This window comes from Pseudomonas sp. EA_65y_Pfl1_P113 (assembly GCF_963970525.1).
Taxonomy (GTDB): Bacteria; Pseudomonadota; Gammaproteobacteria; order Pseudomonadales; family Pseudomonadaceae; genus Aquipseudomonas; species Aquipseudomonas tritici.
This window is the reverse complement of sequence record NZ_CAXAQM010000012.1, coordinates 110,819-135,006: the sequence shown is the minus strand read 5'-3', so window position 1 is coordinate 135,006 and position 24,188 is coordinate 110,819. Positions and strand designations below refer to the sequence as shown.

Genomic DNA, 24,188 nt, shown 5'->3' with positions numbered 1-24,188 from the left:
CTGCGTCCTCAATGACGTACTTAGCTATCCGTTAATTCATGTGTTGCGGCGCGGGTTTAGCGACGCTGTCGTGCGCTGTGTTCTTCGTAGGCCCGGCTGAATTCGCGGCCGAACAGGTCCTGGAAATCTTCCTGGGCCTCGCGGGAAATATTGCTGTAGAGCTCGGTGAACTGCTGCCAGTACTGGGCCTGGCGCGAGCCGTTGAAAATGCTCGACAACCCGCCGGGCTTGCCCATGCGTTCTTCCAATTGCGCCGGCTCGAAACGGCTGAGCAGGTGCTTGATCGCCGCTTCCAGGCCGGCCATCACCGCCAACTGGTGGGCGCGCAGATCGTTGAAACTGTCGCGCACGGCGAGGTCCGGCGCCATAAACGCTTGGTTTCCGTGGCGTAGCAAAAGCAGTAACGCTTCGTCGGCATTCGGGGCGAATTTCAACGGATTGTTTTCAGCAGGCTGGATCATCGTCTGCTGCATGCGGAACTCGCCCTTGAGGCTGGCGCGGGCACGCAACACGTCGATCAGGCCCTCGACCATCAGGCGGTAGCTGCGGCCGATGCTTTCCATCTGGGCTTGCGCTTGGGCCTTGTCGAGGCGTAGCTGATCGAGACCAGCGCCGCGCAGGAAGGCTTGCAGGAGGTCGGGCTGCTGCTGGGTATCGGCCACAGGGACCGGGGGCTCGACCACAGGTGGCGGTTGGATCACCGGAGCAGGTGGTGGAGGCGGTGGTGGTGCACTGGCCACTGACGTCGGCGCCGGCGCGTCGCCGAACAGGTCCCAATCCTCGGGAATCACCGAGCCCGACAACCCAGGCGTTTCAACCACAGGCGCGGGCACGGCGACGGGCGTCGGCGGGCGGAAGTCATGTTGTTCAGAAGGCACGTGATCCGCCACGGTCGGCGGCGGCACGGCGGAGGGGCTAAGGAAGTCGAACAGGTCCGGCAGGGTGTCCATCGACGAGGCGCCCTGGAACTGGGGTGCAATCGAGGGTGTTGGGATTGGCGTGGGTGTGCTCACCACGGCGCCCATCAGCGCTTCAAAGCTATTCGGTGAGTCACCGGCAAACGGCTGGCTATCGACGGCCTGCACGTTGAAATCGATACGCGCCTGGATCTCGTAATCGCCGATACGGATCAACTCACCATCTTGCAGCGGCTCGCTGTTACCCCGACGCATACGAACGCCCGCTTTAACCAACTCCACACCATTAGTGCTGTTATCGGTTAGGTAGTAACGGCCGTCTTTGTATTGAATAACGCAGTGTTGCGAGGAAACCAGCCGCTCAGGGTCAGGCAATATCCAGTCATTCTCAGAGCTGCGGCCGATAGCCAGCGCACCCTGATTCATGGACTTTTCGGAGCATTGCCCAGGGGTAATCTTGTGATAACTAGTGATAGTCAAACACAGCGACATCTTGCCTCCTTGCTGATACTTCACTCGCGGTCGATTCCCGGAACTGCGCCGCCGGGATATCCCCATCAGGTCGAACAATCGACCCTCTAAAACCTGCCAATGCCAGCATGATCGCTGATCTTAACTGGGTTCTATGACAAAAATTCTGCCCCGGTGCATCACTCGACCCACCAGTCGCGCAGGTTGTTAAGCACCGCACATCTGTCACAGAGGGCGAATAGCTTACCTTGACAAGGCATAACTACTACACCAAAAATGCACAACTTCTTGAACACCAGTAATGGCACATTAATGGCATTGCGCCTATATGACCAAGAAAACATGCAAAGTTCCTCGCACAACTAATGCATGAATTGCCCGCCATCTAACGGGCTGATAGGGAGATCGATTTCAGTGGATGTGCCGTTGCTGCTCACCGCCGTTTCTGCCACTTCGCCGTGTGGCGAAGACATGGAATATGACGCGCAATTTTTGCAATTGGAGCGTGATGCCAAGGGCCAACCCGAGCGCAGCATGGGCGACTCGATCCTGCCCGCTGAACCGCCGGAATGGCGCAGCATCCAGCAGCAAAGCCTCGACTTGCTGGCGCGCAGCAAAGACCTGCGCATCACCCATTTCCTGCTGCAAAGCTCCCTTGCCCTGCAGGGCGTGGCTGGCTTAGCCGAAGCCCTGACACTGATCAACGCGTTGCTGCGCGACTACTGGGCCGACCTGCACCCGCGCCTGGATGCCGACGACGATAACGATCCCACCGTACGCATCAACGCCCTCACCGGCTTGACCTGTGACACGAACACTCGCCTGCTGCGCGAAAGCATCCTCACGCGCTCACGCACTTTCGGCCCGGTGAGCCTGCGCGCCGCGCTCAACGCCAGCGGCCTGCTGAGTTTCGCCGATGAACAACTCGGCGCCCAGCAACTCAACGCCGCGTTCCTCGACAGCGACCCCGAGCAACTGCAAGCCACCCGCGACGCCCTGAGTACAGCCCGCGCGGCCTGCGAAGCCATCGAACAGCACGTCAATGATCAGGTCGGTTCCGCCCAGGGCGTGGACCTCAGTGCCTTGAAACAACCGCTTAAACAGGCGTTGCAGATACTCAATCAAGCGGTGCCCGGCACCGACAGCAGCAGCGAACCCGAGGCCGTCAGTGACGATAATGCCCCCTCGGTCGACTTCGCCGCCGCCCCCGCAGCACCGCGCCCCGCTGGCGATATCGCCAATCGCGACGACGTGTTGCGCAGCCTCGACAAGATCCTTGCGTACTACACCCGGCACGAGCCTTCGAGCCCGCTGCCGGTGCTGTTGAACCGCGCGAAGAATCTGGTGCACGCCGACTTCGCGGCCATCGTGCGCAATCTGATTCCCGACGGCATGTCCCAATTTGAAAACCTGCGCGGCCCGGACGGCGAGTAAGTCGCCCGGCAGTCCAGTAACAACACCGTCGCTCAAGCGACCAGGAGCAGCAACGTGGCGAAGCAAAGTTCTCAGAAATTCATCGCGCGCAACCGCGCGCCTCGAGTGCAGATCGAGTACGACGTCGAGCTTTACGGCGCCGAGAAAAAGGTCCAGCTGCCCTTCGTAATGGGTGTGATGGCCGACCTCGCCGGCAAGCCTGCCGAGCCCTTGGCGGCGGTGGCTGACCGCAAGTTCCTTGAAGTGGACGTCGACAACTTTGACTCGCGCCTCAAGGCCATGCAGCCGCGCGTGGCCTTCCACGTACCGAACGAGCTGACCGGCGAAGGCAACCTGAGCCTGGACATCACCTTCGAAAGCATGGACGACTTCAGCCCGGCTGCTGTGGCGCGCAAAGTCGATTCGCTGAACCAACTGCTTGAAGCCCGCACCCAGCTGGCCAACCTGCTGACCTACATGGACGGCAAGACCGGCGCTGAAGAAATCATCATGAAGGCGATCAAGGACCCGGCATTGCTTCAGGCACTTGCCAGCGCGCCTAAGCCTGCAGGGGACCAGTAATCATGACTGACAATACCGCCCGCGAAGGCTCCCAGATCCTGGGTGCCACCGAAGAAGCCAGCGAGTTCGCGAACCTGCTGCTGCAAGAGTTCAAGCCAAAGACCGAGCGTGCCCGCGAAGCCGTCGAAACGGCCGTGCGCACCCTGGCCGAACAGGCTCTGGCGCAAACCGACCTGGTGTCCAATGACGCGATCAAGTCGATCGAATCGATCATCGCCGCTATCGACGCCAAGCTGACCGCCCAGGTCAACCAGGTCATCCATCACCCGGATTTCCAGCAGCTGGAAAGCGCCTGGCGTGGCCTGCATTACCTGGTCAACAACACCGAGAGCGATGAGCAGCTGAAGATCCGCGTGCTCAACATCTCCAAGCCGGACCTGCACAAGACCCTGAAGAAATTCAAGGGTACCGCGTGGGACCAGAGCCCGATCTTCAAGAAGATGTACGAAGAAGAATACGGCCAGTTCGGCGGCGAACCGTACGGTTGCCTGGTGGGCGACTACTACTTCGACCAGTCGCCTCCCGACGTAGAGCTGCTGGGCGAGCTGTCGAAAGTCTGCGCCGCCATGCACTCCCCGTTCATCGCTGCGGCCTCGCCGACCGTGATGGGCATGGGCTCGTGGCAGGAGCTGTCGAACCCGCGCGACCTGACCAAGATCTTCACCACCCCGGAATACGCGGGCTGGCGCTCGCTGCGTGAATCGGAAGACTCGCGCTACATCGGCCTGACCATGCCGCGCTTCCTGGCACGCCTGCCGTACGGCGCCAAGACCGACCCGGTGGAAGCCTTCGCTTTCGAAGAAAACACCGACGGTGCCGACAGCTCCAAGTACACCTGGGCCAACGCCGCGTACGCGATGGCGGTGAACATCAACCGTTCGTTCAAACACTACGGCTGGTGCTCGCGCATCCGTGGCATCGAGTCCGGCGGCGAAGTGGAAAACCTGCCGGCCCACACGTTCCCGACCGATGACGGTGGCGTGGACATGAAGTGCCCAACCGAAATCGCCATCAGCGACCGCCGTGAAGCGGAACTGGCGAAGAACGGTTTCATGCCGCTGCTGCACAAGAAAAACACCGACTTCGCCGCGTTCATTGGTGCGCAGTCGTTGCAGAAACCGGCCGAATACGACGACCCGGACGCCACCGCCAACGCCAACCTGGCGGCGCGCCTGCCGTACCTGTTCGCCACCTGCCGTTTCGCTCACTACTTGAAGTGCATCGTGCGCGACAAGATCGGTTCCTTCAAAGAGAAGGACGAAATGCAGCGCTGGTTGCAGGACTGGATCCTCAACTACGTAGACGGTGACCCGGCGCACTCCACCGAAACCACCAAGGCCCAGCACCCATTGGCTGCCGCCGAAGTGATCGTGGAAGAAGTGGAAGGCAACCCGGGGTACTACAACTCCAAGTTCTACCTGCGCCCGCACTACCAGCTCGAAGGGCTGACCGTGTCGCTGCGCCTGGTATCGAAGCTGCCTTCGGCAAAAAGTGCCTAAGTAACTCGCTCGTTCCCACGCTCCGCGTGGGAACGATCACCCACTTCAGTGGCCCGTGCCACATAGGGAGAAAACATGGCTGTTGATATTTTCATCAAAATCGGCGACATCAAGGGCGAGTCCATGGACAAGGCCCACAAGGACGAAATCGACGTACTGAACTGGAGCTGGGGCATGGCCCAGTCCGGCAACATGCACGTTGGCGGTGGCGGCGGCGCGGGCAAGGTGAATATCCAGGACCTGTCGCTGACCAAGTACGTCGACAAGGCTTCGCCGAACCTGATGATGCACTGCGCCAGCGGCAAGCACATCGACAAGGTCAAGCTGACCGTGCGCAAGGCCGGTGGCGAAAGCCAAGTCGAGTACATGGTAATCAACCTGGAAGAAGTGCTGGTCACGTCCCTGAGCACCGGCGGTTCGGGCACCGATGATCGCCTGACCGAAAACGTCACCCTGAACTTCGCCCAGGTGATGGTCGACTACCAGCCGCAGAAAGCCGACGGCACCAAAGACGGCGGTCCGATCAAGTTTGGCTGGAATATCCGTTCCAACACTAAGCGCTGATCCGATACACCTCTGGCGCCACGCGCCGGAGGTTTGGTGCTTGCTCGCATTCGACCTTTTCCTCTTCGGTATCTGAGTCATGGCCAAACCTTCGTTCATCAATTTGTGGAAAGCGTATTCCGATCTTCTGGTTACGCATCCAAAAGCAGACCCTTGCAATGGTCCCTGGGCCAATCAATGCGCTATCCGCATGAGCCTGGTGCTCAACGCCGAGCTGACCATCAAGGTCAACAAATCTACCTATACCGAGCCCAAGTGTGCCCATGAACACGCCAGGGGTGCCGAGTCGTTGGCTAATTGGCTGTGGAAAAGGCATCTGGGACGACCGGCCATTTTGGGTAACACCGCCGAAGACCGTCGCACGCTGATGGGCAAAACCGGGCTCATCTTTTTCAAGGATTGTTTCCAGCAATCAGGCGAGTCCCTGGATAACCGTACCGGCGACCATATTGATCTATGGAACCGAGGAATAACCCAAACTGGCGATCTCTTTTTCCGCTCCAGAGCTGTCTGGTTTTGGGAGCTCACATAATGAAAAAACCACTACTCACCCTCTGCCTGACCATGAATTTGATCAGTCTGAGCGCTTGCGCCGAACATGCCGAGAATCCAGCGACCGAGGCCGTCTTCGTCGGGCAACAGCTCAAGCTGATTGATGAACAGGGCCAATGCACGCTGGTCAAGCCAGACCAAAACCACATAAAGCTGGACATGGCGTGGCCTTGCAGCTTCAGCCTGGATAGACAGCAAAAACTGCGCGTAGAGACCTTCAACGACATTCCGATTTTTGCGGTCTGGCACAGCGAGCACATGCCTGCGCCGAGCCGCGACTGCCTCAGCAAGATGCAAGCTATTCGTCAGTCTCAAGGGCTGTTTGAAGCGGCCCCCGTTAGTACATTTGCATCCTGCGGCTCGGGTGGCGACCAAAAAATGTATGTGGCGCCCTTTACGTGGTAACCGAAATCGCCACCCGCGACCGTCTGCAACCATCCCTGCTGGACCGGTTGACCGACGATGACCCAACCAACCCCAAGGAAAGCGCCGACAAACGCGTGCTGTCCCTGACCCAATTAAAAGCCTCGGTTCTGCGCGACCTGGCGTGGCTGCTCAACACCACGTCGTTGCTGGATGCCGACGCCACGCTGCACACCCCGGCCGGTACCTCGGTGGTCAATTACGGCCTGCCGGCGCTCGCGGGCAACAGCGTTTCCAGCGTGGACATCAAGGCGCTTGAAGCCCTGATCTACCAGGCCATTGCCACTTTTGAGCCACGCATTTTGCGCCACACCCTGCGCGTCAAAGCCCGCGTCGGCCATGGCGAGATGAACCACAATGCGCTGAGTTTCGAGATCGAAGGCGACCTGTGGGCGCAGCCGGTGCCGTTGCGCCTGTTGCTGCAAACCGACCTGGACCTGGAGTCTGGCCACGTACGTGTGGTCAACGCCGACCAGCGGAGACGCCCATGAACCCGCGCCTGCTGGAGCTGTACAATCAGGAACTGCACCACGTGCGCGAAAGCGCCGCCGAGTTCGCCAAGGAATACCCGAAGATCGCCAGTCGGCTGACCCTGTCCGGTATGGACTGCGCCGACCCGTACGTCGAACGTTTGCTCGAAGGTTTTGCCTACCTCACGGCCCGCGTGCAGCTCAAGCTCGACGCCGAATACCCGACCTTCACCCACAACCTGCTGGAAATCGCCTACCCGCACTACCTGGCACCGACGCCGTCGATGACCGTGGTGCAATTGCAGACCGACCCGGACGAAGGCTCGCTGGCCAGCGGTTTCCCCCTGCCCCGCGACACGGTATTGCGTGCCGCGCTGGGCCGTGAAACCCAGACTTGCTGCGAGTACCGCACCGCCCACCCGGTGACGTTGTGGCCGTTGCAGGTGAGCAACGCCGAGTACTTCGGCAACCCCGCCGCCGTGCTCGGGCGCCTGGTTGCAAGCGAGCCGAAGGCCAAAGCGGGTTTGCGCCTGACTCTGCGCACCGGCGCCGAGTTGCCGTTCAACAGCCTCGACCTGGATAACCTGCCGCTGTACCTCAGTGGTGCCGATGAGCAACCGTTTCGCCTTTACGAACAGCTGCTGGGCAACGCCTGCGCGGTGTTCGCGCGCAAACCCGGCGGCGATTGGGTCGAGCGCCTGCCGCCAGACGCGCTGCGTTCCCGTGGTTTTGACGATGCCGACGCGGCCATGCCGGTGGTTGCACGCGCGTTCCAGGGCTATCGCCTGCTGCAGGAATACTTCGCCCTGCCCCATCGTTTCCTGTTCGTCGAATTCGCCGAGCTGAGCCGTGCGGTCAAGCGCTGCGACGGTCAGGAGCTGGAACTGATCGTGCTGTTTGATCGCCACGAGCCGAGCCTGGAAGGCAGCGTCGGCCCGGCGCAGTTCCTGCCGTTCTGCACCCCGGCGATCAACCTGTTCCCGAAACGTGTGGACCGTATTCACCTGTCTGACCGCGTCAACGAACACCATGTGATCGCTGACCGCACGCGGCCGATGGATTTCGAGATTCACTCCTTGAGCAGCATCACCGGCCACGGCACCGGGCCGGAGCAGCCGTTTTTGCCGTTCTACGCGGTACGCGATCCATCCCGCTACGGCCGCGACCAGGCCTATTACACGGTGCGCCGTGAGCCGCGAGTGCTGTCCAGCGACCAGCGCCGCAACGGCCCGCGCTCCACTTACGTGGGCAGCGAAACCTTTGTCAGCCTGGTGGACAGCCGGCAGTCGCCCTACCGCCATGACCTGCGCCAACTCGGCGTGACGGCGCTGTGCACCAACCGCGATCTGCCTTTGTTCATGACCGTGGGCAATGGCAAGACCGACTTTACCTTGGCCGACAGCGCGCCAGTATTGGCCGTGCGGTGTGTGGCTGGCCCAAGCCGCCCGCGCCCCAGCCACGCCCACGATGCCAAGGCCTGGCGCCTGATCAGTCAGTTGTCGCTCAATTACCTCTCGCTGAGCGAACAGGGCCAAGGCGCCGGCGCCTTGCGCGAACTGCTGCGCCTGTATGGCGACAGCAACGACGCCGCCCTGCAATTGCAGATCGAAGGCCTGCGCGAAGTCAGCAGCAAAGCCGTGACCCGACGCCTGCCGATGCCCGGCCCGATTGTGTTTGGGCGTGGCCTGGAAATCACCCTGGAATTTGATGAAAACGCGTTTCGCGGCACCGGCGTGTTCCTGCTCGGTGCAGTACTGGAACGCTTCCTGGCACGCTACGTGTCGATCAACAGTTTTACCGAGACGGTGATCCGTACCACCGAACGCGGCGAGATCATGCGATGGAAAGCCAAGCCCGGACGTCGTCCGACCCTGTGAGTACCCTGGATGCGATGCATCAGGAGCCCTGGGAATACGATTTCTTCCAGGCGCTGCGGCGTATCGAGTGTGAATCGCCCGAGCTGCCGCGTCTGGGCCATTCCCTGCGCCTGGCGGATGACCCGCTGCGCCTGGGCCAGCAGGCCGATTGCACCTTCGCCCCGGCCACATTGGCCTCGGTCGATCCGGGTGGCGATGGCAAACCGGCGCGACTCGAGCAGTTCTTCTTTGGCCTCGGCGGCCCCAACGGCCCGCTGCCGCTGCATATCACCGAATACGTGCGCGAGCGCCAGCGCAACAACGCCGACAGCACCAGCAAGCAATTCCTGGATGTGTTCCACCATCGCCTGCTGAGCCTGTTTTACCGGGCCTGGGCGGAGGCACGGCCGACGGTCAGCCACGACCGTCCAGACGATGATTACTGGTCTGCACGCCTGGCGGCTTTGAGCGGGCGCGGTATGCCGAGCCTGCTCAATCAGGGACTCATCCCTGATACGGCGAAGCTGCATTACAGCGGCCACCTGTCGGCGCAAACCCGTTACCCGGACGGTTTGAAGGCGATCCTCGGCGAGTATTTCGGCCTGCCGGTGGAGATAGAAGAATACGTCGGCCAATGGCTGGAACTGCCCGAGCGCAGCCGCGTGGGCGTGAGCGCCCACAGGCTGGGTGTGGACTTTTGCCTGGGCAGCTTCGTGTGGGACCGCCAGCACAAATTCCGTATCCGCCTGGGGCCGCTCAAGCTGGATGACTACATGGGCATGCTGCCCGGCCATCAGCCGTTCAACGAGCTGGTGGCGTGGGTGGCCGAGTACCTGGGCCATGAATTGGACTGGGACCTGAACCTGGTTTTGCAACAACCCGAAGTCCCGGCGCTACAACTCAACGGCCAGTTCCGCCTGGGCTTCAACACCTGGCTCGGTCGCCCTGCGCACGACGCCAACGACCTAATCCTGGCCCGGCATTACGCCGATCAGGCCACCACCTCAAGGAATCCAGAGCATGGGTGAAATCAGTCGCGCCGCACTGTTCGGCAAACTCAACAGCGTGGCCTACAAGGCCATCGAAGCCGCCACCGTGTTCTGCAAGCTGCGGGGCAACCCGTATGTGGAACTGGCTCACTGGTTTCACCAATTGCTGCAACTGCAGGACTCGGACCTGCACCGCATCATCCGCCAGTTCAACGTTGAACCGGCGCGCCTGGCCCGTGACCTGACCGAAGCCCTGGACCGCCTACCGCGTGGCTCGACCTCGATCACTGACTTGTCGTCCCATGTGGAAGAAGCCGTGGAGCGCGGCTGGGTCTACGGCAGCCTGATGTTTGGCGAAAGCCAGGTGCGTACCGGTTACCTGGTGCTGGGTATTTTGAAGACGCCGAGCCTGCGTCATGCGTTGCTGAGCCTATCGTCGGAGTTCGACAAGATCAAAGCCGAAGCCCTGAGCGAGCGTTTTGATGAATACGTCGGCGACTCGCCGGAGAATGCCCTGAGCGCCAGCGATGGCTTCAATGCCGGCGCCGTGCCGGGCGAAGCCAGCGGTGCGATGGCGCCGAGCGCGATGGGCAAGCAGGAAGCGCTCAAACGCTTCACGGTCGACCTGACCGAGCAGGCACGCAGCGGCAAGCTTGACCCTATCGTGGGGCGTGACGAAGAGATCCGCCAACTGGTCGACATCCTGATGCGCCGCCGTCAGAACAACCCAATCCTTACTGGCGAAGCCGGCGTGGGCAAGACCGCCGTGGTCGAAGGTTTCGCCCTGCGTATCGTCGCCGGCGACGTACCGCCTGCACTCAAAGACGTGGAACTGCGCAGCCTCGACGTGGGCCTGCTGCAAGCCGGCGCCAGCATGAAAGGCGAGTTCGAACAGCGCCTGCGCCAGGTCATCGAAGACGTCCAGGCGTCGCCCAAGCCGATCATCCTGTTTATCGACGAAGCCCACACGCTGGTGGGTGCCGGTGGTGCTGCAGGCACTGGCGATGCGGCCAACCTGCTCAAGCCCGCCCTTGCCCGTGGCACCTTGCGTACCGTGGCCGCCACGACTTGGGCCGAGTACAAAAAGCACATCGAGAAAGACCCAGCCCTGACCCGCCGCTTCCAGGTAGTACAGGTTGCCGAGCCGTCGGAAGACAAGGCGCTGCTAATGATGCGTGGCGTGGCTTCGACCATGGAGAAACACCATCAGGTGCAGATCCTCGATGAGGCGCTGGAAGCCTCGGTCAAGCTGTCCCACCGCTACATCCCGGCGCGTCAGTTGCCGGACAAATCCGTGAGCCTGCTGGACACCGCCTGCGCCCGCGTCGCCATCAGCCTGCACGCGGTGCCGGCGGAAGTGGACGACAGCCGCCGTCGCATCGAAGCGCTGGAAACCGAGCTGCAAATCATCGCCCGCGAGCATGCCATCGGCATCGCCATTGGCGCGCGCCAGAGCAACAGCGAAGCCTTGCTGGCCGCAGAACGCGAACGTCTTGCGACCCTGGAAGGCCGCTGGGCCGAAGAGAGAACCCTGGTGGATGAACTCCTCGCCACCCGTGCAACCCTGCGCGAGAAAGCCGGCGCCGTAGACAGTGGCGACGACGCCTTGCGCGAGCAACTGGTCGACCTGCAACAGCGCCTCAGCGCGCTGCAAGGCGAAACCCCGCTGATCCTGCCGACCGTGGACTACCAGGCCGTGGCCTCGGTGGTCGCCGACTGGACTGGCATCCCGGTCGGCCGTATGGCGCGCAACGAACTGGAAACGGTGCTCAACCTCGACCAGCACCTGAAAAAACGCATCATCGGCCAGGACCATGCCCTGCAGATGATCGCCAAGCGCATCCAAACCTCTCGCGCCGGCCTCGACAACCCAAGCAAGCCGATTGGCGTGTTCATGCTGGCCGGCACCTCCGGCGTGGGCAAGACCGAAACCGCGCTGGCGCTGGCCGAAGCTATGTACGGCGGTGAGCAGAACGTCATCACCATTAACATGAGCGAATTCCAGGAAGCCCACACCGTGTCGACCCTCAAGGGCGCGCCACCGGGCTATATCGGCTACGGCGAAGGCGGCGTGCTGACCGAAGCGGTGCGGCGCAAGCCCTACAGCGTGGTGCTGCTGGACGAGGTGGAAAAAGCCCACCCGGACGTGCATGAGATCTTCTTCCAGGTGTTCGACAAGGGCGTGATGGAAGACGGCGAAGGCCGGGTGATCGACTTCAAGAACACCCTGATCCTGCTGACCACCAACGCCGGTACCGAGTTGATTTCCCGGGTGTGCAAAGACCCGGCAAACGTGCCGGAGCCGGAAGAAATCGCCAAGGCCCTGCGCCAGCCGCTGCTGGAGATTTTCCCGCCGGCGCTGCTCGGCCGACTGGTGACGATTCCGTACTACCCGCTGAGCGACGAGATGCTCAAGGCGATCACCCGCCTGCAACTCGACCGCATCAAGAAGCGCGTGGAAAACACCCATAAAGTCGCCTTCGACTACGACGACGAGGTGGTCGACCTGATCGTCTCTCGTTGCACCGAGACCGAAAGCGGTGGACGCATGATCGACACCATCCTGACCAACAGCCTGCTGCCGGACATGAGCCGTGAATTCCTCACGCGCATGCTGGAAGGCAAGGCGTTGGCGGGCGTGAGGATCAGCAGCCGGGATAATGAATTGCACTACGACTTCAGCGACGCAGATTGACCTGACGGAACACGGTCAAAATGTGGGAGCTGGCTTGCCTGCGATAGCGGTGTATCAGTCAACATAAATGTTGAATGTTCAATTGCTATCGTAGGCAAGCCAGCTCCCACATTGGATTCGGTTCCTTCAGTAATCAAGACCTTTACAGGACGCCCAATGCTATTCAACCAAGCCTCACGCCTGGCCAAGATCACCAGCCCTCTCGGGCCGGATGTGCTGCTGCTCAATGAAATGGGCGGCGGTGAAGAGCTGGGCAGGCTGTTCAACTATGAGCTGCAACTGACGTCCCTGGACGCCAACATCGACCTCAACCAGCTGCTCGGCAAACCCATGAGCGTGGGCCTGCAACTGGCGGATGGCGGCGAGCGGCATTTCCACGGCATCGTTGCGCGCTGCAGCCAGAACATCGACCAGGGCCAGTTCGCCAGTTACCAGGTAACGCTGCGCCCGTGGCTGTGGCTGCTCAGCCGCACTTCGGACTGCCGGATTTTCCAGAACCTGAACATCCCGCAGATCATCAAGCAGGTGTTTCGCGACCTCGGTTTTTCCGACTTCGAAGACGCCCTGAGCCGGCCCTACCGCGAGTGGGAATACTGCGTGCAGTACCGCGAGACCAGCTTCGAGTTCGTCAGCCGCTTGATGGAACAGGAAGGCATCTATTACTTCTTCCGCCACGAACAGGACCGCCATGTGCTGGTGCTGGCCGACGCCTATGGCGCCCACACTAGCGTGCCCGGCTACGCGTCGATCCCGTACTACCCCAAGGACGAGCAGCAGCGCGAACGCGACCACATGCACAACTGGCACCTGGCGCACGAAGTGCAGCCGGGCTCGCTGGAGCTCAACGACTACGACTTCCAGCGCCCCAGCGCCAGCATCGACGTGCGCTCGTCCATGCCGCGTCCGCACACCGCCGGCGACTATCCGCTGTACGACTACCCCGGCACCTACGTGCAAAGCGAAGACGGCGAGCACTATGCGCGCACCCGCATCGAAGCCCTGCAAACCCTGCACGAACAGGTCGAGTTCAGCGGCAACGCCCGTGGCCTGGGTTCAGGGCATTTGTTCAGCCTGACCGGCTTCAGTCGCCAGGACCAAAACCGCGAATACCTCATCGTCGGCTGCCGCTACTACATCGTCCAGGAAAGCCTGGAAAGCGGCGGCGGCTCGGGGTCGGCGCAGTTTGAAAGCAGCCTCACCTGCATCGACGCCCAACAAAGCTTCCGCCCACTGGCCAATACGCACCGCCCTGTCGTCAAAGGCCCGCAGACCGCGCTGGTGGTCGGCCCCAAAGGCGAGGAAATCTGGACCGACCAGTACGGCCGGGTGAAGGTGCATTTCTACTGGGACCGTCACGATCAATCCAACGAAAACAGCTCGTGCTGGATTCGTGTGTCGCAATCCTGGGCCGGGAAAAACTGGGGCTCGATGCAGATTCCACGGATCGGCCAGGAAGTGATTGTGAGCTTCCTCGAAGGCGACCCCGACCGGCCGATCATCACCGGCCGGGTGTACAACGCCGAGCAGACGGTGCCTTACGACCTACCGGAGAACGCGACTCAGAGCGGCATGAAGAGTCGATCCAGCAAAGGTGGCACGCCGGCCAACTTCAATGAAATCCGCATGGAGGACAAGAAGGGGTTGGAGCAGTTGTATATCCATGCCGAGCGGAATCAGGACATTGTGGTCGAGGTCGACGAAAGCCATTCCGTGGGGCATGACCGGAATAAGAGCATTGGGCATGACGAGACGGTGACCATCGGCAACAACCGCCTGCGCATCGTCAAGCAGGAAGACATCCTCTCCGTGGGCCAGAGGAAGACCGACAGCATCAGCCAGAGCTACGTCATCGAAGTGGGCGAGAACCTGCGCCTAGTCTGCGGTGAAAGCATTCTGGAGTTGAATGCGAGCGGGCAGATCAACCTCACCGGTGTGCAAATCAGCTTCTACGCCAGCGGCGACGCCGAGTTCAACACCGGCGGCGTGCTGCACCTGAACAACGGCGGCGGCCCAGGTGCCACGCCCGATGGCCAGGGCCAGAAAGGCGCTATCGACGCCAACATTAAAGCCGCGTTCCCCGCGCCTAAAAGCTCCTGACGAGACCTGTTTGCCATGACGTACCGGATCAACGAATTTCAGTTTCAACTGCCCGCCAGTGAGTTGCAGGACGCGACGATCAATATCCTCAAGTTCCCTGAATTGGGGACGTCCCTGATCGTCAGCCGCAGCCTGCTCGCCGAGGGCGAAACCCTGCACAGCAACTTCAATGACCAACTCCAGCGCCTGGAAAAACAGGTGCAGGATTTGCGCTATCAACCGGGTGTGGACGTGCGCCTGGGCGCCGCGCAAGAGGTCGAAGGCATCGAGCTGCGCAGCCAGTTCAACAAGGGCAATGACAAGGTGTTCCAGTACCAACTGGCGCTGGTGTTGCCGGGTACGCGCAAGATGCTTGCGTTGAGTTATGTGAAGGCTGACAAGCTTGGGGACGCCGAGGCGGCGCACTGGTCGACGATCAAGAGCTCGCTCGTGTTCGACGTCCCCCAGTGAAGCGGCCTTTGCATGTCTGACGCACTGCTCTGGGCTGCGCGCCTGGGCGATGGGCTGTCCCACACCTCTGTCATGGCGGACATCCTCGGCGGCGTGCTGGAAGTGGCGGCTAACGTGGCGATTACCGCGCTGGCAACCGCTGCGGTGGTGGCGGCTACCGGCATTACCGTCGCGACCGGTGGACTGGGGGCCTGCGTACTGGGGGCGGTAGTCGGCGTCATCGTCGGCATCGCCATGAGCAAGACCGGTGCCGACAAGGGGTTGAGCGCCATGTGCGAGGGAATCGGCAACGCGCTGTTCCCTCCCTCGGTCATGGCCACAATCCTCAGCGGGTCCACCGACACACTGATCAACGCCTTGCCCGCTGCGCGCGCGGCCGGCGTCGTGCCATCCCACGTTGCACCTGCGGGCACCGAAACCGAAACAACGCCGCCAGCACCGGAACACAGCGAAGAGCCCGGCTACCTGGACATGGCCAAAGGGTTCTTTGCGCAAATGTGGCGCCCCACCGTCGCCACGCCAGCGCCCGGCGCAGTCCCTAAACCGCTGGACGTGGTGACCTGCACAAAACACCCGCCGATGCCGCCGCAGTTTCTGGCCGAAGGCTCGGAAAAGGTCACGGTCAACGGTCAACCGGCGGTACGCAGCGGTGACCGGAGCACCTGCGACGCCACCGTGGTGTCGTCGGGGCTGATTTCGCCCAATGTGACTATCGGCGGGGGCTCAGTGGTGGTGCGCGAGATCCGCAGCGGCAAGACGCCGGGCGTTGGCCTGGCCGTCACCGCGCTGATGATGCTCAAGGGGGGTAAAGGCAAGTTCCTCAGCAACCTTCCCTGCATGCTGCTGGCAGGCGTCAATTCGTTTGTGGTCAGTCAGGCCATGGGCGCGCTGGCCAACGCCGCCATGGGCTCTTCCAACCCGGTGCACGCGAGCACGGGGGCCAAAGTGCTGGGCGGCCCCGAGGAGCTGGATTTCGCTTTGCCCGGGATCATGCCCATCGACTGGCAGCGCTTCTACAACAGCCGGGATGAACGCCGCGATGGCTTGTTTGGTGCCGGCTGGAGTGTGCCCTATGAAGTCAGCGTGCAGCTGCTGCCTCACCTTGAAGGGGGCGACTACGCGTTGTACATCGACGAGCAGGGTCGACGTATCGACATGGGTTCGATCCCTTTGGGGGGTGCCGTGTTCAGCGCTGGCGAAGGCCTCAGCGTCAAGCGTCACTTGAGCGGCCAGTGGCTGATCGAAAGCGCAGACGGCTTGTACCGACTATTCGATCCGGCGCCACAGGACGCATCGTTGCTACGCCTGAGCCAACTGGGAGATCGCAACGACAACCGAATCCACCTCGACTATGACGACGATGGTCGCCTGCTGGGCCTGCGTGACACCTTTGGCCTGGTGAGGGTCGAGCTGACGTACGACAACACTTGGCCCCATCGCGTCAGCCGAATCGAACGCCTGTATCCCGACCAACACCGTGAAGTACTGATGCATTACGCCTACGACGCCCGTGGCGACCTGGCCTCTGTACGCCAGTCCGACGGGCACGTGAAGCGCCGTTTTGCCTATGATGCCGGGCAGCGCATGGTCGAGCATCAATTGCCCACCGGCCTTCGTTGCTTCTATCAGTGGGCCAAGGTTGACGACCTTGAATGGCGTGTTGTCCGGCATTGGACGGAGGCCGGGGACACCTACACATTCGACTATGCGTTGGATACAGGCATCACCCGTATCACCGACGGGCTGGCGCGCGTCAGCATTCGACACTGGGATGAGCGACACCAGATCATCGCGTCCACCGATGCACTGGGGCGAACCTGGGCCTTCCGGTGGAATGATGATATCCAACTGCTGGGCGCAACCGACCCTCTCGGTGGGCATTATCAGTTCAGCTACGACGATGCCGGCAACCTGACTGAGACCCTCGACCCCCTGGGGCGCAGTGAATCGACCTTGTGGCTGGAGCACTGGGCGCTGCCACTGGCGGAGAGCGATGCCGCTGGCAATACCTGGCAGTACGATTACGACTCGCGGGGCAACTGCATTCGCGAAACCGACCCACTGGGCAACCGCACGGTCTATCACTATGACGGACACGGCCAAGTCAGGGAGATCATCGACGCCAGCGGCAAGCGCAAGACCTTGCGCTGGTCCCCACTGGGTCAATTGAGCGAGCACACCGACTGTACGGGCCTTACCACCCGTTTGAGCTACTGCAAGCGAGGCTTGCTGCTGGCCAGTACCGACGCGCTCGGGGAACGCACCAGCTTCAATTATGACGACCAGGGCCGACTGATCAGCAAGCAGTTACCCGATGGGCGCAGCGAGCACTATCAGCGTGACGCCAGCGGCCAGTTGATCGGCTACAGCGACCCTGCCGGCCACACCACGCGCTTCGAGCATTCGTCGAACGGCCAGTTGCGCCAGCGCATCGACGCCCATGGCCGCCGTGTGGAGTTGAGCCATGACGTCTATGGCCGCCTGCACAGCCTGACCAACGAAAATGGTGAGCACTACCGATTCGACTGGGACGACGGTGATCGCCTGACCCTCGAACAGCGCTTGGACGGCTGTCGAAAACGGTACACGTACGACCCGCTGGACAATGTCACACAGGTAGAAACCCTCGCATCGTCCGACGCCGAGCCCGCCATCATTCATGATCTGGAGCGGGATGCAGCAGGCCGGCTGATCGCCAAGCGCACCGTAGATGGTTGCACGACGTACCGCTACGATCAACTCGACCAAGTCACAGCCATCACCTTTACAGGGCACGATGGCGAGCAGCAAACCCTGGGCTTCGGTTATGACGCCCTCGGTCAGCTGACCCTCGAACAAAGCGCCGCCGGTTGCCTGGAGCATCTCTACGACGAATTGGGCAACCTGACCCAGACCCGACTTCCCGACGGCCGCTGGCTCAACCGCCTGCGCTACGGTAGCGGGCACTTGCATCAGGTCAACCTGGATGGGCAGGTCATCAGTGACTTCGAGCGGGACCGTCTGCACCGCGAAGTGCTGCGCACCCAGGGCCGTATCAGTACGCGTAGCGAATATGACCGCAGTGGACGTCTGCGTGCCCGCCAGCGCCGCCAACCGGACCACTCGCTGTTACATCCACCGGTGCAGACACGCTTGGGCTATGACGACAGCGACCAACTGGTCGAACGCTACGACAGCCAGCCCGGCACGGCACACCGCCAATTGCTGCATTACGACGCTACCGGCCGCATTCTGGCTAGCCAGGACAACCTCTTGGGTCAACGGGAAGCCTTCCGCTACGACCCGGCGGCTAACCTGTTGGACGGCTCAGGACAGGTCGCCAACAACCGATTGCTGACCTACCAGGACAAACATTACCGCTATGACGGTTTTGGCCGGATGGTTGAAAAGCGCAGCCTTCGGCGCGGCACCCAACGCTTCAGCTACGACGCGGAGCAACGGCTGGCACAGGTGCACAACGATGACGGTTCCTGGGTCATCATGACCTATGACCCGCTGGGCCGGCGCACCGCCAAGACCACCTACGACCGCAACGGTGTGCAGCGGAGCCAGACACGTTTCACTTGGGACGCGCTGCAAGTCGTGCAGGAGCACTGCAATCAGCAGACCAGCCTCTATATCTATGCCGACGAGGGCTACGAACCACTGGCCCGTATCGATGGCACAGGTGACCTTCAAAAAATCCGCTACTACCACAACGACCTCAACGGTTTGCCCGAACGCCTCACCGAGATCGACGGCCATACGGTGTGGCAAGCGCGCTATGAAGTCTGGGGCAATACCGTCGAGGAAAGCCGAGAACCCTATTTCATCGAAGAACAGAACCTGCGCTTCCAGGGCCAGTATCTGGACCGGGAAACGGGGCTGCACTACAACACTCTGCGCTTTTATGACCCGGATATCGGGCGCTTCACCACACCCGACCCCATCGGTCTGGCCGGCGGCCTGAATCTCTATCAATATGCGCCCAACCCGCTGAGCTGGATTGACCCGCTGGGCCTGATGAAATGCTCCAGCCCACCCAAGGGGCGCAAGGTCAGTCGCACCGTGTATCGGTTCGAGGAACCGGGGCGCATCGGGACCACTTGGCAGGCGCACAAGTGGAATGTGGAGTCCACACACCGCTACACCACCAAAGGCGTCGGCGGGGTGTATGGCGCGAACTCACGGAAAACCGCGCTAGGCGAGGTCACGCACTGGAAGGTCGACCTGTCCAAACGGGTGTTGGTCAGCAAGAAAGTGCAGCTCAATAATGTCTTGGACCTGACCCGCGCCGATGTGCGCAAACAGCTAGGGGTCAGCCTTAAAAGCATCACCGGCTCGAAGTACACCGAGACCCATCAGATCGGCAACTGGGCCAAGGCCAATGGCTATGATGGAATCCTGGCGCCATCGGCACGCAACCCGACTGGCAGCAACTTGATCTCCTTTGCAGGTTTTTGAACATGGAACGACTGGAAAACGAATACCCGGGTGACGCGGACTGGCAGAGCACAGTGGCCTTGTATGAAGAAGACTACCTTGACGACGATGCGCGTGAACTGGCCAAGGCCTTGGGCGGCCATCTCGACATGGCAGTGATACTGCGCGGGAAACGGGGCCTTGAGGAGGGGTTGTGGTGGATCGGGCAAACGGTTCCGGCACTGGACAACATCACCCCGCTGGAATGCCTGGAAAGTCCCACGCTGATAAAACGGTTGAAGACAGCACTGATGCGTATGCCATGACACTCAAGGACACGGCGACTATGGAAAGTTGTGCGTTCAATTCAATCAGGCACGGAAGTGCAGTCCTTGTCTGATGCACTCTGGGCTGCCCGGATGGGCGATGCGCTCTCCCACACCTCGATGATGGCGGACATCCTTGGCGGGGTGCTGGAGGTGGCGGCCAATATCGCGATCACCGCCGTCGCAACCGCTGCGGTGGTTGCCGCCACCGGTATCACCGTCGCCACCGGCGGGCTAGGTTGCTTCCTCCTGGGTGCGGTGGTGGGCACGATTGTCGGCCTGGCCATGAGCAAGACCGGGGCCGACAAAGGCTTATCGAATTTATGTGAAAGTTTCAGCAACGCGCTGTTTCCGCCCACGGTGCAGGCCAATATTCTTACCGGCTCCACCAACACCCTGACCAACAACATCCCCGCCGCCCGCGCCGCCGGGGCGATCAGTTCCCATGTCGCGCCGGCCGGCACCGAGCAGGAAGAACCCGCTCCCGAGCCCGGTTACCTGGACATGGCCGAGAGCTTCTTCTCGCAGATGTGGCGCCCTACAGTTGCAACGCCCGCACCCGGCGCCGTACCCAAGCCGCTGGACCTGGTGGCGTGCATGAAGCACCCACCGATGCCGCCGCAGTTTCTAGCCGAAGGGTCGGAAAAGGTCACCGTCAACGGCCAACCGGCGGTGCGCAGTGGAGACCGCAGTACCTGCGATGCAACCGTGGTGTCGTCGGGCCTGATTTCTTCCAACGTGACCATTGGCGGTGGTTCGGTGGTGGTGCGGGAAATTCGCAGCGGCAAGACCCCGGGTGTGGGGTTGGCGGTCACGGCGTTGTTGATGCTCAAGGGTGGCAAGGGCAAGTTCTTCAGCAAGTTGCCGTGCATGCTGATCGGCGGAGCCACTTCGATGGCGGTCAGCAGTGCGATGGGGGCGATGGCCAACGCGGCGATGGGTTCGTCGAATCCGGTACATGCGGCGACAGGCGCGAAGGTACTGGGCGACGTCGAAGAGCTGGACTTCGTCTTACCCGGCATCCTGCCGATCGACTGGCAGCGCTTCTACAACAGCCGCGACGAACGCTCAGGCAGCCTGTTTGGCGCTGGCTGGAGCGTGCCCTATGAAGTGTGCGTAGAGATCCGTCCGCATCCCGAAGGCGGAGAGACGCTGGTCTACACCGACGAGCAGGGACGCCCGATTGACATGGGTTCGATCCCGTTGGGCGGCGCGGTATTCAGCGCCGGTGAAGGGCTCGTCGTGCGGCGACACCTCAATGGGCAGTTGTTGATCGAAAGTGATGATGGTCTGTACCGCTTGTTCGAACCCACGCCGGCCAATCCGACGCGCCTGCGTTTGAGCCAACTGGGCGATCGCAACGACAACCGCATCCATATTGACTATGACGAAGCCGGGCGCCTGGTACGTCTGCGCGATACCTTCGACTTAGTGCAGATTGAGCTGATCCGTGACCAAGAGCATCTGACTCACATTGAGCGCCTGCACCCCGACCAACGCCGCGAAGTGCTCGTCAGTTATGGCTACGACGCGGCCGGCAATCTGGCTGAGGTGCGTGACGCAACCGGCCAGGTGCAACGGCGTTTTGCCTACGACGTGGCGCGTCGAATGGTGGAGCATCAACTACCCACCGGGCTGCGGTGCTTCTATGAATGGGCCTTGATTGAGGACTTGGAATGGCGTGTGGTCCGGCACTGGACCGATGAGGGTGACACTTACCAGTTCGACTATGACTTGAAGGTGGGCCTCACTCACATCACCGATGGCTTGCAGCGCGTCAGCACCCGCCACTGGAACACTCAGCACCAGATCATTCAGTACAGCGATAACCTCGGTCAGACCTGGCTGTTCGAATGGAACGACGAACGCCAATTGCTCAGCGCCACCGACCCCCTGGGTGGGCGCTATGAGTACAGCTACGATGAGAGCGGCAACCTCATCGGCGAGACCGACCCGCTAGGCCGCAGCGACTCGACTTTGTGGCTGGAACACTGGGCGCTGCCGCAGGTAGAAACCGACGCCGCCGATAACAGTTGGCAGTATCGCTACGACCCGCGCGGCAATTGCATCGCCGAAACCGATCCGCTGGGCTACGTCACGCGCTACCGCTATGACGCACATGGCCAGCCCGTGGAAATTATTGACGCCACCGGCAAAAGCAAAAAACTGCGCTGGAATCCGTTCGGGCAACTGGCCGAGCACATCGACTGCTCAGGTTATCCAACGCGCTTCAGCTACGACGAGCGCGGCTATCTACAGGCCATCACCGATGCCCTTGGCGAGCGCACTCAATTTAGCTACGACGCCCAGGGGCGGTTGCTCAGTACCCAACTGCCGGACGGCCGCACCGAGCACTATAAGCGCGATGTCAGCGGTCAGCTGGTGGGTTACACCGACCCAGCCGGACACACCACGCTTTACCAACACAACCGCCGTGGACAGGTCCGCCAACGCACCGACGCCCATGGGCGGCAGGTGCAGTTCGGCTATGACAGCTATGGACGGCTGCAAGCGCTGATCAACGAGAACGGCGAACGCTATCGCTTTGCGTGGGACGCCGGGGATCGGCTGACTGAACAGCAAGACCTCGACGGCAGCGCCAAACACTACAGCTATGACCCGCTGGATAATGTCACGGCGCTGACTGCTGTGCCGGCGCCCTACGGAAACGGTCTGGCCCTGGTGCCCGAAACGCCGCCCGCGCCCATCATTCATCGGCTGGAACGTGATGCGGTTGGCCGGCTCGTAGCCAAGACCACCGACGATGGCCGTACCGATTACAGCTACGACGCAGTGGACCAGCTCACGGCTGTCACCTTCACCGATTCGCAGGGCAATGCCCAAGCCCTGGGCTTTGCCTACGACGCCCTCGGCCAACTGCTTTGCGAGCAGAGTTCGGCGGGGAACATGCAACACCACTACGACGAACTCGGCAACCTGATCCAAACCCAACTGCCGGACGGCCGGTGGCTCAACCGCCTGTACTACGGCAGCGGCCACCTGCACCAGGTCAACCTGGACGGCCAGGTCATCAGCGACTTCGAGCGTGACCGCCTGCACCGCGAAGTGCTGCGCACCCAGGGCCAACTCAGCACCCGCAGCGAATACGACCGCAGCGGCCGCCTGCGTTCACGCCAGCGTCGTCACGCCAGTCAGTCAACCCTGCTGCCCGCTGCGGCGCAAAAACAGTTTGAATACGACCCCGCCGACAACCTGATCGGCAAACTCGACCAACAACCCGCTGCGCAACACCGCCAGTTGCTGCACTACGACGCCACCGGCCGCATCATCGCCAGCCAGGACAGCCTGCACGGCCAGCGTGAAACCTTCGCCTACGACGCCGCAGCCAACCTGCTGGATGGCCCGCAGGCGGGTGCCGGGTTGGTGGTGCATAACAAGCTGCTGACCTATCAGGACAAGCGTTATCGCTACGATGCGTTTGGACGGATGATTGAAAAGCGCAGCGCCAAGCGTGGGTTGCAACGTTTTGCCTACGATGCCGAAAGCCGACTGATCGAAGTGCGTAATGAAAACGGCAGCGTGGTCAGGATGACCTATGATGCGCTGGGTCGACGCATCGAGAAAACTGAGCACGGCAGTGATGGTTATCCGCTAGGCGAAACTCGATTCACCTGGGACGGACTGCGGTTGTTGCAGGAGCATAAACACAGCCAGACCAGCCTCTATGTTTACGATGATGACGGCTACGAACCCCTTGCCCGCGTCGACGGCATTGGTCCGTTGCAGAAGATTCGCTACTACCACAACGACCTGAACGGGTTGCCCGAGCAACTAACCGAGGCCGATGGGCACAGCGTCTGGCAGGCTACTTATCGGGTGTGGGGCAATACGGTTGAGGAAGTACGTGAGCCTTATTACATCGAAGAGCAGAACCTGCGGTTTCAGGGGCAGTATCTGGATCGGGAAATTGGGCTGCACTACAACACGTTTCGGTTTTATGATCCGGATGTGGGGCGGTTTACGACGCCCGATCCGATTGGGTTGGCGGGGGGAATCAATCTATATGCGTATGCAGCCAACCCGTACGGCTGGATCGATCCGCTGGGCTGGAGTTGTACGTCATCCATCAACCGACGTATTGGACGCCTGAAAAAACAGGGTTATCAAGACCATCACATATTGAGCGATAAGCACGCCAGTACGAAGAACCACCCGCTGCTTAAATTGGCTGGGTTTGACTTACAAAGTCGGCAAAACAAAATATTCCTGCCCAACAAAACACGTGCCTTGACTGATGGGAGTCGTTCGATACATCAAGGCCGCCACGCAGCTAGGGTCAACCAAAACCTTGGAAGCAAAATGGACCAAGTGCATAAGGTTGGCAAACGTGAAAACTGGAATCAGGCCCAATACCGCAAAGCGCTGGATAAAATCGTATCCGATGAGCGTAAATTACTCCGCTCCGGCGAGAGGCAATTGAATAAAAATGCGCGTCCGGGCGCGCATTACAATTAGGAATTTG

At 61.2% G+C, this 24,188-nt stretch carries 16 protein-coding genes; 15 read left to right on the top strand and 1 reads right to left on the bottom strand.

Annotated features, from left to right (window positions below):
• Nucleotides 1-56: 56 nt before the first annotated feature.
• On the bottom strand, nucleotides 57-1,409 hold the full coding sequence (gene tagH, locus AACY52_RS13835) for a type VI secretion system-associated FHA domain protein TagH (protein WP_339438896.1): 1,353 nt from the start codon (nucleotides 1,407-1,409) through the stop codon (nucleotides 57-59).
• A 393-nt stretch (nucleotides 1,410-1,802) separates the two neighbouring features.
• Here tagH and tssA point away from each other — a divergent pair, with 393 nt between their 5' ends.
• The 15 genes from tssA to AACY52_RS13760 all read left to right on the top strand — a co-directional run bounded on the left by tssA (nucleotide 1,803) and on the right by AACY52_RS13760 (nucleotide 24,181).
• Nucleotides 1,803-2,822: a type VI secretion system protein TssA gene (gene tssA / locus AACY52_RS13830; protein WP_339415067.1), complete on the top strand. Its 1,020-nt coding sequence runs from the start codon at nucleotides 1,803-1,805 to the stop codon at nucleotides 2,820-2,822.
• A gap of 54 nt (nucleotides 2,823-2,876) precedes the next feature.
• The gene (gene tssB / locus AACY52_RS13825) at nucleotides 2,877-3,383 is read left to right on the top strand and encodes a type VI secretion system contractile sheath small subunit (protein WP_003231688.1); all 507 of its coding nucleotides are present in this window, start codon (nucleotides 2,877-2,879) and stop codon (nucleotides 3,381-3,383) included.
• A 2-nt stretch (nucleotides 3,384-3,385) separates the two neighbouring features.
• Nucleotides 3,386-4,882: a type VI secretion system contractile sheath large subunit gene (tssC, locus tag AACY52_RS13820; RefSeq protein WP_339415066.1), complete on the top strand. Its 1,497-nt coding sequence runs from the start codon at nucleotides 3,386-3,388 to the stop codon at nucleotides 4,880-4,882.
• A 75-nt stretch (nucleotides 4,883-4,957) separates the two neighbouring features.
• Nucleotides 4,958-5,446, top strand: coding sequence for a type VI secretion system tube protein Hcp (locus AACY52_RS13815; protein ID WP_034116443.1), 489 nt, complete (start codon nucleotides 4,958-4,960; stop codon nucleotides 5,444-5,446).
• Between the two features lie 79 nt (nucleotides 5,447-5,525).
• Nucleotides 5,526-5,978: a type VI secretion system amidase effector protein Tae4 gene (locus AACY52_RS13810; RefSeq protein WP_048723566.1), complete on the top strand. Its 453-nt coding sequence runs from the start codon at nucleotides 5,526-5,528 to the stop codon at nucleotides 5,976-5,978.
• Entirely contained in the window at nucleotides 5,978-6,403 is a 426-nt protein-coding gene (locus tag AACY52_RS13805; RefSeq protein WP_048723565.1) for a hypothetical protein, read from the top strand. The genes AACY52_RS13810 and AACY52_RS13805 overlap by 1 nt, the downstream gene beginning before the upstream one ends.
• Nucleotides 6,397-6,912, top strand: coding sequence for a type VI secretion system baseplate subunit TssE (gene tssE / locus AACY52_RS13800; RefSeq protein WP_034116446.1), 516 nt, complete (start codon nucleotides 6,397-6,399; stop codon nucleotides 6,910-6,912). The genes AACY52_RS13805 and tssE overlap by 7 nt, the downstream gene beginning before the upstream one ends.
• Nucleotides 6,909-8,768: a type VI secretion system baseplate subunit TssF gene (gene tssF / locus AACY52_RS13795; protein ID WP_339436644.1), complete on the top strand. Its 1,860-nt coding sequence runs from the start codon at nucleotides 6,909-6,911 to the stop codon at nucleotides 8,766-8,768. The genes tssE and tssF overlap by 4 nt, the downstream gene beginning before the upstream one ends.
• Entirely contained in the window at nucleotides 8,732-9,775 is a 1,044-nt protein-coding gene (gene tssG / locus AACY52_RS13790) for a type VI secretion system baseplate subunit TssG (RefSeq protein WP_339415064.1), read from the top strand. The genes tssF and tssG overlap by 37 nt, the downstream gene beginning before the upstream one ends.
• Nucleotides 9,768-12,431: a type VI secretion system ATPase TssH gene (gene tssH, locus AACY52_RS13785; protein WP_339428287.1), complete on the top strand. Its 2,664-nt coding sequence runs from the start codon at nucleotides 9,768-9,770 to the stop codon at nucleotides 12,429-12,431. Before tssG ends, tssH begins: the two co-directional genes overlap by 8 nt.
• A gap of 156 nt (nucleotides 12,432-12,587) precedes the next feature.
• On the top strand, nucleotides 12,588-14,528 hold the full coding sequence (locus AACY52_RS13780; RefSeq protein ID WP_339436642.1) for a type VI secretion system tip protein VgrG: 1,941 nt from the start codon (nucleotides 12,588-12,590) through the stop codon (nucleotides 14,526-14,528).
• Between the two features lie 15 nt (nucleotides 14,529-14,543).
• On the top strand, nucleotides 14,544-14,978 hold the full coding sequence (locus AACY52_RS13775; protein WP_065880297.1) for a DcrB-related protein: 435 nt from the start codon (nucleotides 14,544-14,546) through the stop codon (nucleotides 14,976-14,978).
• A gap of 12 nt (nucleotides 14,979-14,990) precedes the next feature.
• Nucleotides 14,991-19,421, top strand: coding sequence for an RHS repeat-associated core domain-containing protein (locus AACY52_RS13770; RefSeq protein ID WP_339560555.1), 4,431 nt, complete (start codon nucleotides 14,991-14,993; stop codon nucleotides 19,419-19,421).
• 2 nt (nucleotides 19,422-19,423) lie between these two features.
• Nucleotides 19,424-19,705: a hypothetical protein gene (locus AACY52_RS13765; protein WP_339436640.1), complete on the top strand. Its 282-nt coding sequence runs from the start codon at nucleotides 19,424-19,426 to the stop codon at nucleotides 19,703-19,705.
• A gap of 66 nt (nucleotides 19,706-19,771) precedes the next feature.
• Nucleotides 19,772-24,181, top strand: coding sequence for an RHS repeat-associated core domain-containing protein (locus tag AACY52_RS13760; RefSeq protein ID WP_339456495.1), 4,410 nt, complete (start codon nucleotides 19,772-19,774; stop codon nucleotides 24,179-24,181).
• Nucleotides 24,182-24,188 lie beyond the last annotated feature (7 nt).

Coding starts and splice junctions, on each gene's coding strand:
- tagH (WP_339438896.1), bottom strand. CDS start 1,409: ATGTCGCTGTGTTTGACTATCACTAGTTATCACAAGATTACCCCTGGG.
- tssC (WP_339415066.1), top strand. CDS start 3,386: ATGACTGACAATACCGCCCGCGAAGGCTCCCAGATCCTGGGTGCCACC.
- AACY52_RS13815 (WP_034116443.1), top strand. CDS start 4,958: ATGGCTGTTGATATTTTCATCAAAATCGGCGACATCAAGGGCGAGTCC.
- AACY52_RS13810 (WP_048723566.1), top strand. CDS start 5,526: ATGGCCAAACCTTCGTTCATCAATTTGTGGAAAGCGTATTCCGATCTT.
- AACY52_RS13805 (WP_048723565.1), top strand. CDS start 5,978: ATGAAAAAACCACTACTCACCCTCTGCCTGACCATGAATTTGATCAGT.
- tssF (WP_339436644.1), top strand. CDS start 6,909: ATGAACCCGCGCCTGCTGGAGCTGTACAATCAGGAACTGCACCACGTG.
- tssG (WP_339415064.1), top strand. CDS start 8,732: ATGGAAAGCCAAGCCCGGACGTCGTCCGACCCTGTGAGTACCCTGGAT.
- tssH (WP_339428287.1), top strand. CDS start 9,768: ATGGGTGAAATCAGTCGCGCCGCACTGTTCGGCAAACTCAACAGCGTG.
- AACY52_RS13780 (WP_339436642.1), top strand. CDS start 12,588: ATGCTATTCAACCAAGCCTCACGCCTGGCCAAGATCACCAGCCCTCTC.
- AACY52_RS13775 (WP_065880297.1), top strand. CDS start 14,544: ATGACGTACCGGATCAACGAATTTCAGTTTCAACTGCCCGCCAGTGAG.
- AACY52_RS13770 (WP_339560555.1), top strand. CDS start 14,991: ATGTCTGACGCACTGCTCTGGGCTGCGCGCCTGGGCGATGGGCTGTCC.
- AACY52_RS13765 (WP_339436640.1), top strand. CDS start 19,424: ATGGAACGACTGGAAAACGAATACCCGGGTGACGCGGACTGGCAGAGC.